Raw genomic sequence first — 16,968 nt, forward strand, 5'->3', positions numbered from 1 at the left:
GGGGAAATCAGTGCGTCCAGTCCTCAACCGCCAATCCGGGCACCATGGCGAATGCGCGATCGTTGGTCACCAGCGTCGCGCCACGGCTCTGCGCATGAGCGGCGATCAGTTGATCCATCGCGCCCATGATTTTCCCCTTTCTCTCCATGTTTGCCCGCATTTCACCGTAACAGCGGGCAGCTTCGCTATCCCATGCATAGACTGTCACCGCGGCAAGAAAGGCCTCGACCATGCTTTGCAACGCCTTGTTCCGCCGTTTAGCGACACCGTAAAGCAGTTCCGCCTCCGTGACGCTGGAAATACATACGGCAGAAGGCGGGAGCTTTTCCATGACGTTAAGCACCTGCGGATGCTGCCGAAACAAGTGGCTGACGGTGTTGGTATCAAACATGTACATCGCCTATTCGTCCTCTGAGAATGGATCGCGGTCTGCAACCCCTTGCTGACGATCTTCCGCGCCAAGAAACTCTTGCGGCACCGGCGTTTGGGCGATAATGCTCAGCAGCGGTGCCCAGCTGTCCGGCTTTGCTGGATATTTGGATAAAATCACGTTGCCCTCCCTATCGCGACGGATATAGACACGATCCGTATCAAATTCAAATTCCACCGGTAACCTCACCGCCTGATTTCTGCCGTTTTTAAACAGCTTTGCGATTCTTTCCATCTCGACACCCCCACAGCTGGCATAGGCCAAAGCATATGCCTGTAGCGTGTCGATGCCAAGATATATCGCTCATTTTTCATCCACATTGACGAAACGGCCAAACAGTAACGCACAGTCTCACGGGTTGAAACCCTGCTCCCCTCATTATGCGGTGCACTGCGCAATCACCGCCCCTCTCTTAGCTTCCCGTGCGACGCCGGGCTCACCGAATAAAAACTCCGCGCCGGCGCAAAAAAATTGCGCATTTTTTCGACTAAGCTGCTGTGAGGTTTAGCCACCGATTTTCAAGCGATTGGCTACACTTACATCACGAATCGGAACCTACAGGAGAAGAACCATGGCAATCGGTCATTACGAGCTGAAAAAAGCAAAGAACGGACAGTACCACTTCAACCTGAAAGCCAGTAACGGCGAGATCATTCTGGCCAGCGAGATGTACGCCAGCAAAGCGTCGGCGGAGAACGGCATCGCCTCGGTGCAGACCAATTCGCCGCATGAAGCGCAGTTTGAACTGAAGCACAGCACCAGCAACCAGCCCTACTTTGTGCTGAAGGCCAAGAACCATCAGGTGATCGGCGTCAGCGAAATGTACAGCTCCGAAAGCGCAGCCAAAAACGGTATCCAGTCGGTGATTAAAAACGGCCCGACCACCGATATTCGCGATTTGAGCGCCTGATCCCCCGTTTCGCCCGCGCGGTGGCCGCCATCGCGCGTTTTCCGTTTGACCGGGATCAATCTCCCTTGAATAAATCCGGTTAACTGCTGATTTTTTGCCGCGCCGCGGCTACAATCCCCCGCTTTTACTGCGCCATCAGGTGGCGTGGTGCTGACCTGAAATCAGACCGAGACACACTATGTTTACACCAGAACTTCTCTCCCCGGCCGGCACGCTGAAAAACATGCGTTACGCCTTCGCCTACGGCGCCGATGCGGTTTACGCCGGCCAGCCGCGCTACAGCCTGCGGGTGCGCAACAACGAGTTCAACCACGAGAATCTGGCGCAGGGCATCAACGAAGCGCACGCGCTGGGCAAAAAATTCTACGTGGTGGTCAACATCGCCCCGCACAACGCCAAGCTGAAAACCTTCCTGCGCGATCTGAAACCGGTGGTCGATATGGGCCCGGATGCGCTGATCATGTCCGATCCTGGCCTGATAATGATGGTGCGCGAAGCCTTCCCGCAGATGGACATCCACCTGTCGGTGCAGGCCAACGCCGTTAACTGGGCGACGGTGAAGTTCTGGAAACAAATGGGCCTGACCCGCGTGATCCTGTCGCGCGAACTGTCGCTGGAAGAGATCGCCGAGATCCGCGCCGAAGTGCCGGACATGGAGCTGGAGATCTTCGTCCACGGCGCGCTGTGCATGGCCTACTCCGGCCGCTGCCTGCTGTCCGGCTACATCAACAAGCGCGATCCCAACCAGGGCACCTGCACCAACGCCTGCCGTTGGCAGTACAAGGCGGAAGAAGGCAAAGAGGACGACACCGGCAATATCGTGCACCTGCACGAGCCGATCCCGGTGCAGACCGTCGAGCCGACGCTGGGCATCGGCGCGCCGACCGACAAGGTGTTCATGCTGTCTGAGGCGCAAAAGCCAGGCGAATATATGAGCGCCTTCGAGGATGAACACGGCACCTACATCATGAACTCCAAGGATCTGCGCGCCATCCAGCACGTAGAGCGTCTGACGCAGCTCGGCGTGCATTCGTTGAAGATCGAAGGGCGCACCAAGTCCTTCTACTACTGCGCGCGCACCGCCCAGGTCTACCGCCGCGCCATCGATGACGCCGTTGCCGGCAAACCGTTCGATCCTACCCTGCTCACCACGCTGGAAGGCCTGGCGCACCGCGGCTATACCGAAGGCTTCCTGCGCCGCCACGTGCACGAAGCGCAGCAGAACTACGAATACGGCTCTTCGCTCTCCGAGCGCCAGCAGTTCGTCGGCGAGTTCACCGGCGTGCGCCGCGAAGGCTGGGCGGAAGTCGACGTGAAGAATAAATTTTCACTCGGCGACAGCGTCGAGATGATGACGCCGGGCGGCAACGTGCTGTTCACTCTCGAAAGCATGCAAAATAAGAAAGGCGAGCCGATTGAGGTCGCGCCGGGCAACGGCCATATCGTTTATTTGCCGATCCCGCAGGATATCGATCTCAATTATGCTTTGCTGATCCGCAATTTGGCGGAAGAAAATAGCGCCGGAGCCTAACAATGAATCGCCGTCATTCGGCGGCGATTTTTAGCAAATATTAGAATTGGATCACATCAATGAGCGCGCAGCTTGGTTACTATCACGCTGCTAAAAACGAACAACGAAAATATTTGCATAGCAATACTAGGAACCACCTCCTTAGCCGGCCCAATCTCCCTTGGGCTGGCTTTTTCTTTATGGACCCGCCATTGCCGCCGGCGCGCCTATTTTTCATTACGTTTTCCCGTTATCCATTTTAATAAAAATAATAACGCCACATCGATATATAAATAACGCTATAGCGATTAATCCTGCCGCCATTAAAATTTCGCTTATTGTCAGGTTAAATTCAGATAAATTCGCATCGTCTTCATATTCACGGCGCAATGGGAAATAACCGGAATTAGCTGAATATTCTGATGGCTTGGCGACCCTGGCTGGTTTATCTTGGGGCATTATTGGTTTTCCGCCGGAGGAGCTCGGCAATGCCTCAACACTCACATGCACCAGCACTGCTTATCATCAACGGCAAGGGCGCCGGCAACGAAGAGCTGCGCCAGGCCGTCAACCGGCTGCGCGAAGAGCAGATAACGCTGCACGTGCGCGTCACCTGGGAACACGGTGACGCCGCGCGCTACGTCGCCGAAGCCGCTCGGCTCGGTGTCGGCACCGTCGTCGCCGGCGGCGGTGACGGCACCATCAACGAAGTGGCCGCCGCGCTGGCGCAACTGCCGGCGCAAGGTCGGCCGGCGCTGGGCATTTTGCCGCTCGGCACCGCCAACGACTTCGCCATGGCCTGCAACATTCCCCTCTCGCCCGAGCAGGCGCTGCAGCTGGCGATCAAGGGCCGCTCGGTGCCTATCGATCTGGCCAAGGTCAACGGCGAGCGCTACTTCATCAACATGGCCACCGGCGGCTTCGGCACCCGTATCACCACTGAAACGCCGGAGAAGCTAAAGGCGGCGTTGGGCGGCGTGTCCTACTTCGTTCACGGCTTGTTGCGCATGGATACGCTGCAGGCCGACCGCTGTGAAATCCGCGGGCCGGACTTCCACTGGGCCGGCGAAGCGCTGGTGATCGGCATCGGCAACGGCAAACAGGCCGGCGGCGGCCAGGAACTGTGCCCCAACGCGCTGATTAACGACGGGCAGTTGCAGCTGCGCCTGCTGATCGCCGATGAACTGCTGCCGGCGCTGGTGGCCGCCCTGTTCAACGACGAAGAGAGCAACAGCATCCTCAGCGCCGCGCTGCCGTGGCTGGAGATCGACGCGCCGCATGAGATGACCTTCAACCTCGACGGCGAGCCGCTCAAAGGCCGCCATTTCCGCATCGAAGTGGTGCCGCAGGCCATCGAATGCCGCCTGCCGCCGAACTGCGCCCTGCTGGGCTAATCCGGTTCTGCGCCCGCTCGCCGCTCGGAACGCCAAGGCTGGCGAGATCGAACAATCAATCACTTAATGCGCCGGGGGCGATCGTCCCCGCGTATTTGGCCACGCCAATGGCATTTCCTCTCAATCGCATCTATTGTTTGTCCTTGCCGGATCAAGTTCGGTAGCATCGCTTTACAGCTTCAATCACCGCTTTTTTACTGCGCCGGTGGTCAAAAACCCTGCATTGCCGGTGTATGAAGAAGCTTAATCGGGAGTGAATCATGACTGATATTGTGCAGTTGCTAGGAAAGGAAGCGGAAGATCTGCTGCAACACCGCTGTACCACTATCCCCGCCGAGAATCTCTACCTGCCGGGCGCCGATTTCGTCGACCGCGTAATGATCGATAACAACCGCCCCAACAGCGTGCTGCGTTCGATGCAAACCCTGTTCAACCACGGCCGCCTGGGCGGCACCGGTTACCTGTCGATCCTGCCGGTCGATCAGGGTATCGAGCACTCCGCCGCCGCCTCGTTCGCCGCCAACCCGCTGTATTTCGATCCGAAGAACATCGTCGAGCTGGCGATTGAAGCCGGCTGTAACTGCGTCGCCTCCACCTACGGCGTGCTGGCGTCGGTATCGCGCCGCTACGCGCATAAAATTCCGTTCCTGGTCAAACTCAACCACAACGAAACGCTGAGCTACCCGACCCAGTACGACCAGACTCTGTACGCCAGCGTCGAGCAGGCGTTCAACATGGGCGCGGTGGCGGTCGGCGCCACCATTTACTTCGGCTCCGAGCAGTCGCGCCGCCAGATCGAAGAGATCTCGATCGCCTTCGAGCGCGCGCATGAGCTGGGCATGGTCACGGTGCTGTGGGCCTATCTGCGCAACCCGGCGTTCAACAAGGACGGCGTGGACTACCACTCCAGCGCCGATCTGACCGGCCAGGCCAACCACATCGCCGCCACCATCGGCGCCGACATCGTCAAACAGAAAATGGCCGAAAACAACGGCGGTTACCGCGCGGTGAAATTCGGCTATACCGACGATCGCGTCTACACCAAGCTGACCACCGATCACCCGATCGATCTGGTGCGCTACCAGCTGGCCAACTGCTACATGGGCCGCGCCGGGCTGATCAACTCCGGCGGCGCCGCCGGTGAGAACGATCTGCAAGAATCGGTGCGCACCGCGGTGATCAACAAACGCGCCGGCGGCATGGGCCTGATCCTGGGGCGCAAGGCGTTCAAGAAATCGATGAAAGACGGCGTAGCGCTGATCAACGCCGTGCAAGACGCCTATCTGGACAAGAAGGTCACCATCGCCTGATGTGACGGACCGCCTGTCCCAAAGCCCGGTTCGCCGGGCTTTTTTGTGCCTTCAAACGTGACCGCTCTCAGGGATTTAACGCAACAAACGGCGCCGCGTTTAGTGCCTCCCTCTAATGCATGATACTTTCACCAGACAAAACATCGCCTTTATGTATCACTAATCTGACCGGAGACCCCGATGAGTAACGCCAACGCCCTGCTCGCCTTCGCCCGCGAAACGCTGGAGATCGAGTTGACCGAAGCGCAGCGCCTGCTGGCGCGCCTGGATGACAATTTCGTCTGCGCCTGCGAGCTGCTGCTGAACTGCCGCGGCAAAGCGGTGATTTCCGGCATCGGCAAGTCCGGCCATATCGGCAAAAAAATCGCCGCGTCGCTGGCCAGCACCGGCACACCGTCGTTCTTCGTTCATCCGGCGGAGGCGCTGCACGGCGATCTCGGCATGATCGGCGCCGACGACGTGGTGGTGTTCATCTCCTACTCCGGCCGCGCCAAAGAGCTGGACCTGATCCTGCCGCTGCTGGCGGAGAACGGCATTCCGGTGATCGCCATCACCGGCGGCAAAGAATCGCCGCTGGCGCAGGGCGCGGCCTGCGTGCTGGATATCGGCGTCGAGCGCGAAGCCTGCCCGATGGGGCTGGCGCCCACCTCCAGCGCGGTCAACACCCTGATGATGGGCGACGCTCTGGCGATGGCGCTGATGCGCCAGCGCGGTTTCAACGCGGAAGACTTCGCCCGTTCGCACCCGGGCGGCAGCCTGGGGGCGCGCCTGCTGAACCGCGTGCATCACCTGATGCGCACCGGCGATCGCCTGCCGCGCGTGAGCGAAAGCGCCAACGTGATGGAAGCGATGCTGGAGCTGAGCCGCACCGGGCTGGGGTTAGTGGCGGTGTGCGACGCGCAGCAGCGGGTAGTGGGCGTATTTACCGACGGCGACCTGCGCCGCTGGCTGGTGAAGGGCAACAGCCTGCAGGATCCGCTCAGCCCGGCGATCACCCGCCCCGGCTATCGGCTGCCGGAGCAGTGGCGTGCCGGCGAAGCGCTGGAAGCGCTGCACGAACAGCACATCAGCGCGGCCCCGGTGGTCAACATGGACGGCGTGCTGGTGGGGGCGCTCAATCTGCACGATCTGCATCAGGCCGGCATCGGCTGATCAACGCCGGGGGCGGCATCGTCAGCGCCCCCGGTCAGATCATTTCCAGTCGGGATTGTTCTCGAACTGCTGCTTAAGCAGTGCCTTCATGTCGTCATCCGGCTTGCCGAGCCACTGGTACCTGGCATACTTCTTCGGATGATCGACGGCTTCCGGCCGATCTTCCACTTCCACCCGCACGCCCCAGGCCTGGGATTTATCCGCGCTGAACGCCACGATCAAAAAGTTGTTGCCGCAGTCGTGCGGTTTGCACAGATTGCCGACCAGATACTCTTTGCCCTTCCAGCTCAGGTTTTGCGCCGGTGTAGAGGTGCCAACGCCCTTGCGCGCCCAGCCCGGCATCCGCGCCTGGCCTTTAACCATGTTTTGCCAGCTGGCCTGATACCCCGGCTGCTGAATCAAATCCGATGTGGTGACGATCTGCTGAGCGAAGCTGCCCGCGCTGAAGCTGAGCAGTGCGCCGAAGAGGGCGCAACGCAGCGCCTGGTGTCCCGTCATAGTCCTTCTCCCTAGGTTAAATCAGATTTCGCCCGTAAACCGGGCCTGAACTAGTCAGACCACGGTGGCGGCAAAAAGTTGACTCACCACCAGGCGTGAAAATGATGCACCGGCCCAATGCCGTGCCCCACTTCCAGCGTGTCCGCCTGTTGCAAAGCGTGTTGCAGGTAGTCCTTGGCGGCGGCCACCGTGGCCGCCCAGTCGGCATGGCGCGGGCGCAGCGCCGCCAGCGCGGCCGAGAGCGTGCAGCCGGTGCCGTGGGTGTGGCGGGTTGCGACGCGCGGCGCGGTAAAGCGCTGCTCGCCTTCGGCGGTAAACAGCCAGTCCGGGCTCTCGCTTTCGCTCAGGTGGCCGCCCTTCATCAGCACCGCCCGGCAGCCCATCGCCAGCAGCGTCCGCCCCTGCTCGCGCATCTGCGCTTCATCTTCCGCCGGCGCGCACGCCAGCAGCGCCGCCGCTTCCGGCAGGTTCGGCGTAATGATCGACACCAGCGGCAACAGCTCGCGCCGGATAGACTCTACCGCCTCCGGCGCCAACAGCGGATCGCCGCTTTTCGCCAGCATCACGGTGTCCAGCACCACGAACTCCGGCCGGTAATGGCGCAGCCGTTCGGCCACCGCCTGCACGATGTCGGCGTTGGCCAGCATGCCGATCTTGACGCTGTCGATGCGCACGTCGCTGAACACCGAGTCCAGCTGCGCGGCGACGAACGCCGGATCGATGTAATACACCGACTGCACGCCGCGGGTATTTTGCGCCACCAGCGCGGTGATCACCGAGGTGCCGTAGGCGCCAAGCGCCGAGAAAGCCTTCAAATCGGCCTGAATGCCGGCGCCGCCGCTGGGATCGGTGCCGGCGATGGTCAGGGCGTTAATGCGTTTCATCACAGATCCTCCCCGCGCAGTTGATACAGCGCATCGAGGAACGCCGGCGTAAAGCTGCCCGGCCCGGCGGCCTGCCTGGCCGCCAGACCGCCGCAGTGGGACATCACCCGGCAGGCGGTCGCCACGTTGTCCAGGCGATCGCCCGGCAGGGCGCAAAACGCCGCCACCACCGCCGACAGCGCGCAGCCGGTGCCCACCACCCGCGTCATCAGCGGGGAGCCGCCTTCAATCGCCCAATCGCGTTGGCCGTCGGTGACGTAATCCACCGCGCCGGTGACCGCCACCACCGCGCCGCTGCGCCGCGCCAACTCACGCGCGGCGGGCAATGCCGCCAGCGAGTCGTCGCCGCTGTCCACGCCGCGGCCGCTGGCCAGCAACCCGCTGAGCGCCATGATTTCCGAGGCGTTGCCGCGTATCGCCGCCGGTTGCTCGTCCAGCAGCTGTTTGGCGAAGGCGGTGCGGTAGGAGAGCGCGCCGACCGCCACCGGATCCAGCGTCCAGGGCTTGCCGGCCCGATTGGCGGCGGCCACCGCCGCCCGCATCGATTCGGCGCGCAGCGCGTTGAGGGTACCGACATTGATCAGCAGGCCGTCGGCCAGCGCGCTGAACTGCGCCGCCTCTTGCGGCTCCACCACCATCGCCGGGGAGGCGCCGAGCGCCAATAGCACGTTGGCGGTCAGCGACTGCACCACTTCGTTGGTCAGGCAGTGGATCAGCGGAGGCCGCTGTTGGAATTGGGTCAGGCAGGCCGCGGCGCGGGCGCCGGGTAGTGCATCAGGTCGAGCGATCATATTCCTCCCAACCGGCGTTCAAGAAGGCGGCGCCGGTTGAGCGGCCGTGACTTCCCTACGCTGGCATTATCCAGATCAGGTAATACGGGTATTTCTCAGCCTTCACGCGGAAGGGCACCCCGAGTCATGAAAATCAATAGGTTGTGATCAACGTTGCGTTAATCCCTGCAGGGGATCATGCCAGCGGCGGCGCGGACAAACAAGCGATTAAATTGGCCCAGCGGGCATACGCCGCGCAATGCGCTATAGTGAGCACAAACCACCGGGAGATGCCATGCAGATAAGACCCTACCAAGAGACCGATCGCCCCTTCCTGCGCACGCTGTACCTGGCGTCGCGCAAGGCGGCGTTCGGCTGGCGCGATACCTCAAACTATCAGTTGGAAGATTTCGACGGCGCGACGCTGGGCGAAGCGATTTGGGTGGCGGAAGACGGCGGCGTGCTGCTGGGATTTGTCTCCGTCTACCGCGAAGATAACTTCATTCATAACCTGTATGTCGATCCCCATCAGCCGCCGCGCGGCGTCGGCAGTGCGCTGTTGCAGGCGGCGCAAGCCACCTTCACCGCCACCGGTTCGCTGAAATGCCTGGTGAAAAATGAAAAAGCGCTGGCGTTTTACCGCAAGCACGGCTGGCGCATCATCTCCACCGGCAACGACGGCGAAGAAGATTATTACCTGATGCACTCACCGGCCCGCTAGTCCTTACCCGCCGCATCCGGCATCCCGCGCAGCGTCAGCCGCCAAAACAGCAACGCGCTCAGACTGACGCCCGCCCCCAGCCAGCAGACGCCGCTCCAGCCCGCCCAGGCGTACATATGGGTGCCGGCAAAGGCGCCCAGCCCGCTGCCGACGGCGTAAAACAGCATGTAGCAGGCCACCAGCCGGCTGTGCGACTGCGGGTGCGCGCTGAAAATCATGTTCTGGTTCAGTACATGGATAGCCTGGCCCGCCAGATCCAGCAGCACGATGCCCGCCACCAGCCAAACCAGGCCGCTGCCGAGCAAACCGAGCGGCAGCCAGGCCAGCGTCAACAGCAGCAGACACGCGCCGCTGGCCGTCTGCCCCAGCCCGCGATCCGCCAGATGCCCGGCGTGCACCGCCGCCAGCGCGCCCACCGCGCCCACCAGGCCGAACGCTCCCACCGCGGCATGGGTGAAGTTGAACGGCGGCCGGCTCAGCGGCAACACCAGCGAACTCCAAAAGAGGCTGAAAGCGCCGAACATCAGCAGCGCCAGCATGCCGCGAATTTGCAGCGTGCGGTCATGCAGCAACAGGTTCAACATTGAACCCAGCAGCGCGGGATAACTCAGCGTGCTGGGCGTGGTGCGCGGCGCAGGCAGCAGGCGCGACAGGATCGGCAGCAATACCAGCGTCACTCCGGCGGAGAAGAAATATACCGTGCGCCAGCCGCCGACGTCCGCCAGCGCGCCGGACAAGGTGCGCGCCAGCAGCAACCCCAGCACCACCCCGCCCTGCGCCGCGCCGACTACCCGCCCGCGCTCCTGCGGCGCCGCCAGGGCGGCGGCGAACGCGATCAGGCCCTGCGTCATGGCGGTGCCAAGTAGCCCCACCAGCAACATCCCCGCCAGCAGCCAGGGCGCGCTGGGCGCCCAGCCCACCAGCAGCAGCGCGGCGATCAGCCCTAGCTGTTGCCCCGCCAGCAATCGATGCCGGTTCAGCCGATCCCCCAACGGCACCACCAACAGCAGCGCCAGCGCGCAGCCCAACTGAGTCACGGCGATCACCATGCCGACCGCCGCCAGGCTGATGGAAAAATCACGGGCGATGGCGTCTAACAGCGGCTGCGCATAGTAAACGTTGGCCACGCTAAAGGCGCTGGCGGCGGCCAACAGCAGCACCAGGGCGGCCGGCAGGCGCCCCAATGCCGCACAGGGAGGATCCAGCAGTTTGTCGCTCATCGCACACCTCAATATGGTTTCATTATTAAACCCAATGAACTTTAGGTGCAGAGGTTTTATAATGCAACCAGAATGTGCAGCTGGAGATAACCGCCGTGAAACGTAAGAGCCTGGAAGACGCGCCCTGCCCGGTGGCGCGCACGCTGGATGTGATTGGCGACTGGTGGTCGCTGCTGATCGTGCGCGACGCCTTCGACGGCGTCACCCGTTTCAGCGAATTTCAAAAAGGGCTGGGGATGGCGAAGAACATTCTTGCCACCCGGCTGCGCGCCCTGGTGTCGCACGGCGTGCTGGAGATCGTGCCCGCCGCGGACGGCAGCGCCTATCTGGAATATGTGCTGACCGAGAAAGGCCGCGCGCTGTTTCCGGTGATCGTCGGCCTGCGCCAATGGGGGGAAGATCATCTGTTCGCCGAGGGAGAGGCGCACTCAACGCTGGTGGAAAGCGACAGCGGCCGCCCCGTCCCGCGCCTGACGCCGATCGGCAGCGCCGGGCAGACGCTCACCCCGCTGAACACCCGGGTGGTGAAGGTGGGGGAACGGTTTGAACCGTCGTTTAACAGCCCCCAATTCGCTGAAAAAACGTCTCCATGCGAAATCGCCGCACAGATCGACGCCGCATGCAACGTGCTGACAGAGCAACTCGGCGAGACACTCTTGGGCATCCATCTGTATGGATCCGCTGTCGATGGCGGTCTTAAACCCAACAGCGATATCGACCTATTGGTCGCCGTCAGTAAGCCGTTGATGTCAACCACTCGGGCCGCCCTCATGAAAGCTTTGCTGACCGTGTCGGCTCCGCCAGGTGCTGACGGCATTTATCGTCCGCTGGAAGTCACCGTGCTGGTACAGACCGACATCAAACCCTGGCGCTATCCGCCACGACGTGAGTTACAGTTTGGTGAGTGGCTGCGCGAAGAGTTGCAGGCGGACATCGTCTCCCCCGCCACCTTGGATCCTGATGTAGCGATTCTGCTTACCAAAGCCCGGCAGCATCATCGACATCTGTTCGGCGCCTCCTTTGAACTCCTGTATGACAGCGTCCCTCGCAACGATTTCATCACCGCGCTCACCGATACCCTGAGCCAATGGAACGAACCTGAGGACTGGCATGGCGACGAATGCAACATTGTGCTGGCGCTGGCGCGCATCTGGTTCAGCGCGGCGACCGGTCGGATCGCCCCCAAAGAGGTGGCCGCCGAATGGCTGCTGGAACGCTTGCCATCTGAACACCGGCCGATACTCAGCACCGCGCAGCGAGTTTATCTCGGACAAGCAATAGATGATCTGCCTCAGCATCAGCAGCCGTTGGCGGCATTCATCGGCTATGCCAAAACGACGATCGCAAGTCTATTGACGACAACAGCCTCGCAATAAGACGCAGGCCTGTCGACACCACTTATCGTCTGCACTTATTGATGCAGGGGCGAATTTTGTTCATGGCCGCCGCCCCCTGCATGATTCGCTTCGCAGCGCCATCCGGGTAATGTATAGTCCGCGTTTTACGGAGATCCCATGCTGACCAACTCATCCATTCGTCTGAACAAATACATTAGCGAGAGCGGTATCTGCTCACGCCGCGACGCCGATCGATACATCGAACAGGGCAACGTTTTCATCAACGGTAAACGCGCCACCGTTGGCGCCCAGGTATTTGCCGGCGATGTGGTGAAGGTTAACGGTCAGCTGATCGAACCGCGCAATGAAGAAGATCTGGTGCTGATTGCGCTGAACAAACCGGTCGGCATCGTCACCACCACCGAAGACGGCGAGCGCGACAACATCACCGACTTCGTCAACCACAGCAAGCGCATCTTCCCGATCGGCCGTTTGGACAAGGATTCGCAGGGGCTGATCTTTCTGACCAACCACGGTGACCTGGTCAACAAGATCCTGCGAGCCGGCAACAATCACGAGAAAGAGTATCTGGTGACGGTCAACAAGCCAGTGACCGACGAGTTTATTCGCGGCATGGGCGCCGGCGTGCCGATGCTTGGCACCGTGACCAAAAAGTGCAAGGTGAAGAAAGAGGCGCCGTTCGTGTTCCGCATCACGCTGGTGCAGGGGCTGAACCGCCAGATCCGCCGCATGTGCGAACACTTCGGCTATGAGGTCACCAAGCTGGAACGCACGCGCATCATGAACGTCAGCCTGAAAGGCTTGCCGCTGGGCGAATGGCGCGATCTGACCGATGACGAGCTGATCGAACTGTTCAAGCTGATTGAAGGCTCTTCGTCCGAGGCTAAACCGACGAAGAAAGCCCCGGCCAAATCTACCCCAGCGAAAAAACCGAGCGCCGGCGGCCCGAAAAGCGCCGACAAAGCCGTTGCGCCGGCCGGCCGCAAGCGCTTTACCCAGCCGGGGCGCAAGAAAAAAGGGCGTTAAACGTCCTTCCCCACTCAGCCCGCCGTTGCGCGGGCTTTTTTATCGTGAAAGTCAGCCACAGGCCGCCACTGAGTTCTCACCATAAAAAAGGCCCGCATCAAGCGGGCCTGCAAGTACCAGAGAAGTCTGGAGGAAAAATCAGAACGACCAGCGCAGGTTGGCGTTGACCGAATTGACGCGGGTATCGGCGCCGAATTGCCCCTGATAGCCGACATCCAACGTCGCAGCGCGCGACAGCTTCACGCTCACACCGATATCGCCCACCATCACGTTGTCATCCACGGCCTGGCCCTGAGTGACGAACGCGTCGCTGCCGGCAAACGCCATGCGCGATGAGGTGTTCTTATCGCCGTAGGCATGTTGCCAGCCAAGCGAGCCGTAAAGGCTGACGTTCTTCGGCAGTTCGGTCACGCCGCGCACCCCGAGCGTGGAGTAGAAGGTGTCCATCGTTTCATTGCGCACGCTCAGCGCCGCCGCGCCACCCGACTCCTGGAAGCTGTCGGTATGCAGGCGGATGTAGCTCAGGTTGATGAACGGTTCGACGTTCATCTCCGGCTGGCCGAAACGGTAACCCGCTTCGGTGAACGCCAGCAGCGAGTTCGCGTCATAATCCGACTTCAGCCGATCCGAGAAGCCGCTGAAATCGACGTTGCGCTTGCCTTCAATCTTGTGCCAGGTGTAACCCAGCGCGCCGCGCAGCGAGAACGCATCCTGCTGCCCGGCCGCATACAGGCCGAGGTGGTAGTTGTCGGTATCGGCCTTGGAGCGGCGGCTGTCGACGTCATAATCGCCGCGGCTGTAGCCGAAGTAGCCGCCGATGCGCACGTTATGGTCCGCCAGCTTGCGATCCGCCCCCAACAGGAAGCCGGTGGTGTTGCCATCCAACTTGCCCACGTTGCCGTTGCCGCTGTTTCTGCCCCAGGAGCTGAAGGTTTGCCCCCAAACGCCGCTGTTTTGCGCCTGCGCCGGTTGCACCAGCGACATCGCCAACGGCGGTATAGGCAGACTGTCGTTGTCGAACAGGCGCAGCATGCGCTGGTTCAGCACGTTGAACAGCTGGGTGCTGCCGGCGATCAGGTTAGACTGCATCGACGGATAGACTTCGCCGGACAGCTGATTGAACGCCTCGCGCGCTTCCGGCGCGCTCAGCAGCAGCAGCGAGTTGTACAGCGCCAGCGAAGGGCCGCGCTGCGCCAGCGTCGAGAGCGCGCCGGCGGTATTCCATTGGTTGCCGCTCTCGGCCACCGTTTGGAAAATGCCCGGCTTGCCGCTGCCTGGATTCTCGCCCCCCGGATTTTCCCCGCCTGGGTTTTCTCCGCCCGGATTCTCGCCCCCTGGATTCTCACCCCCTGGGTTTTCTCCGCCCGGATTTTCCCCACCCGGATTCTCGCCGCCTGGGTTTTCTCCGCCCGTGTCTTTCTGCGCAATGGTCAGATCCACGGCGTTGGCGCTGTGCTTCAACGCCACATCGAGGAAGGCAGACTTGGAGACCGCCGACGCGAATTGGCCGTCAATGCCGCCGTCCGAGGTCAGAATGCGGTAGCTTTGGCCGGTTTTATAGCTGGTTTGCGGATCCAGCGCCGTCACCTGCACCTTGGCCCGATCGCTGATGGTGGTTTTGCCCGCCACCAGCAGTTGATCGCTGCGGCCGTCGCCGGCGATATCGACGTCATAGAAGGATTCGCCGATAAAGTTCAGGTAGCGTTTCAGCGTCAGCGTGCCGATATTGCCGTCACCGGGCGAGATATGGCCGCCGGACTGGATCTCGGTCTGGCCCAGCGTACCGTTGCCGCCCAGCGTGCCGCCGGCCTTGATCGACGCGGCGCTGCTGTAGCCCAGCCCGTTATTGACGTCGGTACCCGCCGTCGCGTTAAGGATCAGCGTGCCGCCGTTCTCGGCGCCGAGGGTTTGGATCTCGAAGATGTCGTCTTCTTTCTGGGTATTGATGTCGCTGGCGATGATGAGCTTGCCGCCGCGCGCGGTGACGTTCGCCTGCAGCTCAGAGAGATCGCCGTTCAGCGTCGTGTGCCCGGCGCTGTTGATCACCTCCCCTTCGCCGCTCATCTTGTTGCTGAAAACGTAATTGCCGTCGGTATGGTTAAAGTACACATAGCTGCGGAACAATCCGCCCCGCAGGGCGATCGCCGTCTGAGCATCGATGGCGCCAGCGGCGCCCGCCGCGCCGAGCGTCGGTTCGGTCAACCCGGTGCCGGTGTCCATATTGCCGCGGCTACCGATGATCAGCGCGCCGCGGTTCGAGCCGGAACCGGTCTTGCCCAGCACCACTTCGTTGCCGCCAGCGGAGAATGTCCCGCCATCCATGACCGCCAACACCCCGTTGCCGTAATCGCCGACGTTGACGCTGCTGCCGCTGGTAAAGCGTGAGCCGTTGCCGGCGATCGTCAGCTCGGCGGTTTTACGCGCGCCCGAGACGCCCGCCACCTGAATATTACCGACGTTAACCGCAGCGCCGTTCAGCACGTCCAGATCGCCGTAGAGCGTGAGCGCACGGCCGACGTTCCACTGGGAATTGGCCCCCGTGACCGTGGCTTTCGGGCTCAGCGTATCGGTCTCACCCGGGCCGCTGCCATTGCCGATGCGCGCGTCAAAGGCGGTGTTCAGCACCGCGCCGTCTTCAATCGCCAGCGTGGATCGGGCCCCCAGATCGGTGCCAACGCTGAGAAAATTGCTGGTGACGCGCGAACCGGCGCCGGTGGCGATCAGGTGGCTGTCATAGCCACGGGTGGTGCCGACCACGATCTCTTTCGCGCTGGCCAGCGCACCGTCTTCAACCCGCAAAGTGCCCCGCCCCAGATTCAGGCCGCCGCGCAGCACGTACTGATCGTTCACCGCGTTCAGCTCGGCGTTCGGCCCGCGGACCGTGACTACGCTGTCATGAATTTGGCCGTTGAACATCCGGCCGATATTGATGTTATAGGCGCTGATCTTGCCATTCTCGATCAGCAGGTTGCCGCTTTGGTTACGGCCGACGTAAACGTCCCCGGTGTAGGCCAATGATTCGGTAATTTTTGAGTCGCCGTCAAAAATGGCATCGTCTGCGCGAGCGATATCGGCGGGCGCCAGCATCAACAGCGGCGCGGAAAATAGAGCGAGGTAAAGTTTGGAAAGCGGTGTTTTAACCGCTAAAGAATGCGATGTCGTGTCATTCACGGGCTATCTCCGTACTCGTTAGCGTGATGTCGCGGAATGTATTGTTATAAGAAAACTCAATGCGCTAGAGGAGGTATGAGGCGTTATTCCGCGCACGCAGGTTTATTGATCGTCGAAGCAAAAGCTTATTGCCCCCCGGCGCTGGCGCTCCGACGATGGAAAACCAGGAAGCGGCAATACCGCCTCCACAGCGAATTATTTATGGGTGACTACCGGTGTACAAGTCGGCGCGCTCAGCGACGGCGCGGAGCCTAAAATTCCCGGCATCATCAGCGATGAACAATCGAAAATTCGGCCTTTTTCCGTGGTGGCGCGATAAGAAAGTTTTTGGCCGCCCAGCGCATCCGGCTGTGCGCCATTGACATTGGTCACGGTAATTTCGTCCGATGAGCCCAGGCCCAGCATTTTAGCGGTTTCCGCCTGCAGCAGCGGAATGGCCTGATCGGTTTTCAGGGTGGAACAACCGGCTAGCATCATCGTAACGGTTAAAGCGATAAGTGGTTTCTTCATAAATTATCCTTTATAACCAATCAGTTGAATTTATTGATTGGCTTTATGTTTTCTCTTATCCAAATCCTCGAATAATATATTTCCCTTTCCTAAACGAAAAAACC

17 protein-coding genes, 1 pseudogene and 1 riboswitch are annotated in these 16,968 nt (G+C 61.1%); of the genes and pseudogenes, 9 read left to right on the forward strand and 9 right to left on the reverse strand.

The features are described 5' to 3' along the window. Nucleotides 1-7: 7 nt before the first annotated feature. The gene (locus J9788_RS18720) at nt 8-397 is read right to left on the reverse strand and encodes a type II toxin-antitoxin system VapC family toxin (RefSeq protein ID WP_046897729.1); all 390 of its coding nucleotides are present in this window, start codon (nt 395-397) and stop codon (nt 8-10) included. A gap of 3 nt (nt 398-400) precedes the next feature. After that, entirely contained in the window at nt 401-664 is a 264-nt protein-coding gene (locus J9788_RS18725; protein ID WP_019452401.1) for an antitoxin, read from the reverse strand. Between the two features lie 337 nt (nt 665-1,001). Between J9788_RS18725 and J9788_RS18730 the strand changes: the two genes are divergently transcribed. Further along, nucleotides 1,002-1,340: a YegP family protein gene (locus J9788_RS18730; RefSeq protein ID WP_033644064.1), complete on the forward strand. Its 339-nt coding sequence runs from the start codon at nt 1,002-1,004 to the stop codon at nt 1,338-1,340. 178 nt (nt 1,341-1,518) lie between these two features. Continuing rightward, nucleotides 1,519-2,871, forward strand: coding sequence for a tRNA 5-hydroxyuridine modification protein YegQ (gene yegQ / locus J9788_RS18735; RefSeq protein WP_046897730.1), 1,353 nt, complete (start codon nt 1,519-1,521; stop codon nt 2,869-2,871). 216 nt (nt 2,872-3,087) lie between these two features. Here yegQ and J9788_RS18740 read toward each other — a convergent pair whose 3' ends face one another. Continuing rightward, entirely contained in the window at nt 3,088-3,309 is a 222-nt protein-coding gene (locus J9788_RS18740; RefSeq protein ID WP_152665227.1) for a hypothetical protein, read from the reverse strand. Nucleotides 3,310-3,338: 29 nt separating this feature from the next. Here J9788_RS18740 and yegS point away from each other — a divergent pair, with 29 nt between their 5' ends. From yegS to gutQ, 3 genes are all read left to right on the forward strand, one after another. Beyond that, entirely contained in the window at nt 3,339-4,244 is a 906-nt protein-coding gene (gene yegS / locus J9788_RS18745) for a lipid kinase YegS (protein WP_046897731.1), read from the forward strand. 260 nt (nt 4,245-4,504) lie between these two features. Continuing rightward, a complete protein-coding gene (fbaB, locus tag J9788_RS18750) occupies nt 4,505-5,554 on the forward strand; it encodes a class I fructose-bisphosphate aldolase (RefSeq protein WP_015378749.1) in 1,050 nt (349 codons plus the stop codon). 180 nt (nt 5,555-5,734) lie between these two features. Beyond that, the gene (gene gutQ, locus J9788_RS18755) at nt 5,735-6,706 is read left to right on the forward strand and encodes an arabinose-5-phosphate isomerase GutQ (RefSeq protein ID WP_046897732.1); all 972 of its coding nucleotides are present in this window, start codon (nt 5,735-5,737) and stop codon (nt 6,704-6,706) included. Nucleotides 6,707-6,745: 39 nt separating this feature from the next. Here gutQ and J9788_RS18760 read toward each other — a convergent pair whose 3' ends face one another. The 3 genes from J9788_RS18760 to thiM all read right to left on the reverse strand — a co-directional run bounded on the left by J9788_RS18760 (nt 6,746) and on the right by thiM (nt 8,879). After that, complete coding sequence (locus J9788_RS18760; RefSeq protein WP_046897733.1) at nt 6,746-7,204, reverse strand: inhibitor of vertebrate lysozyme family protein; 459 nt, start codon at nt 7,202-7,204, stop codon at nt 6,746-6,748. Between the two features lie 83 nt (nt 7,205-7,287). Then, nucleotides 7,288-8,088: a bifunctional hydroxymethylpyrimidine kinase/phosphomethylpyrimidine kinase gene (gene thiD, locus J9788_RS18765; protein ID WP_046897734.1), complete on the reverse strand. Its 801-nt coding sequence runs from the start codon at nt 8,086-8,088 to the stop codon at nt 7,288-7,290. Further along, a complete protein-coding gene (gene thiM, locus J9788_RS18770) occupies nt 8,088-8,879 on the reverse strand; it encodes a hydroxyethylthiazole kinase (protein WP_094141506.1) in 792 nt (263 codons plus the stop codon). Before thiM ends, thiD begins: the two co-directional genes overlap by 1 nt. A 35-nt stretch (nt 8,880-8,914) precedes the next feature. Next, nucleotides 8,915-9,011: riboswitch (TPP riboswitch) on the reverse strand. A gap of 142 nt (nt 9,012-9,153) precedes the next feature. On the opposite strand from thiM, the gene J9788_RS18775 reads away from it, so the two are divergent. Further along, nucleotides 9,154-9,579, forward strand: a complete 426-nt coding sequence (locus J9788_RS18775) for a GNAT family N-acetyltransferase (protein WP_182265524.1) — start codon at nt 9,154-9,156, stop codon at nt 9,577-9,579. Here the strand turns inward: J9788_RS18775 and J9788_RS18780 are convergent. Next, nucleotides 9,576-10,799, reverse strand: coding sequence for an MFS transporter (locus tag J9788_RS18780; protein ID WP_182265525.1), 1,224 nt, complete (start codon nt 10,797-10,799; stop codon nt 9,576-9,578). The genes J9788_RS18775 and J9788_RS18780 overlap by 4 nt on opposite strands. Before the next feature lie 95 nt (nt 10,800-10,894). On the opposite strand from J9788_RS18780, the pseudogene J9788_RS25280 reads away from it, so the two are divergent. The 3 genes and pseudogenes from J9788_RS25280 to rluF all read left to right on the forward strand — a co-directional run. Further along, nucleotides 10,895-11,332: pseudogene (locus J9788_RS25280) on the forward strand (winged helix-turn-helix transcriptional regulator); the annotation flags it as partial. After that, nucleotides 11,330-12,175 (forward strand): aminoglycoside adenylyltransferase family protein, encoded by an 846-nt coding sequence (locus J9788_RS18785; protein WP_046897866.1) that lies wholly within the window; start codon nt 11,330-11,332, stop codon nt 12,173-12,175. The pseudogene J9788_RS25280 and the gene J9788_RS18785, both read left to right, overlap by 3 nt. 138 nt (nt 12,176-12,313) lie before the next feature. Continuing rightward, entirely contained in the window at nt 12,314-13,183 is an 870-nt protein-coding gene (rluF, locus tag J9788_RS18790) for a 23S rRNA pseudouridine(2604) synthase RluF (RefSeq protein WP_046897737.1), read from the forward strand. A 138-nt stretch (nt 13,184-13,321) separates the two neighbouring features. On the opposite strand, the gene J9788_RS18795 is transcribed toward rluF, so the two are convergent. Next, the gene (locus J9788_RS18795; RefSeq protein ID WP_182265526.1) at nt 13,322-16,354 is read right to left on the reverse strand and encodes an autotransporter domain-containing protein; all 3,033 of its coding nucleotides are present in this window, start codon (nt 16,352-16,354) and stop codon (nt 13,322-13,324) included. 195 nt (nt 16,355-16,549) lie between these two features. After that, nucleotides 16,550-16,864, reverse strand: a complete 315-nt coding sequence (locus tag J9788_RS18800) for a hypothetical protein (RefSeq protein WP_182265527.1) — start codon at nt 16,862-16,864, stop codon at nt 16,550-16,552. Between the last annotated feature and the right edge of the window lie 104 nt (nt 16,865-16,968).

This window comes from Serratia sp. X10 (assembly GCF_017811775.1).
Classification (GTDB): Bacteria; Pseudomonadota; Gammaproteobacteria; order Enterobacterales; family Enterobacteriaceae; genus Serratia; species Serratia ureilytica.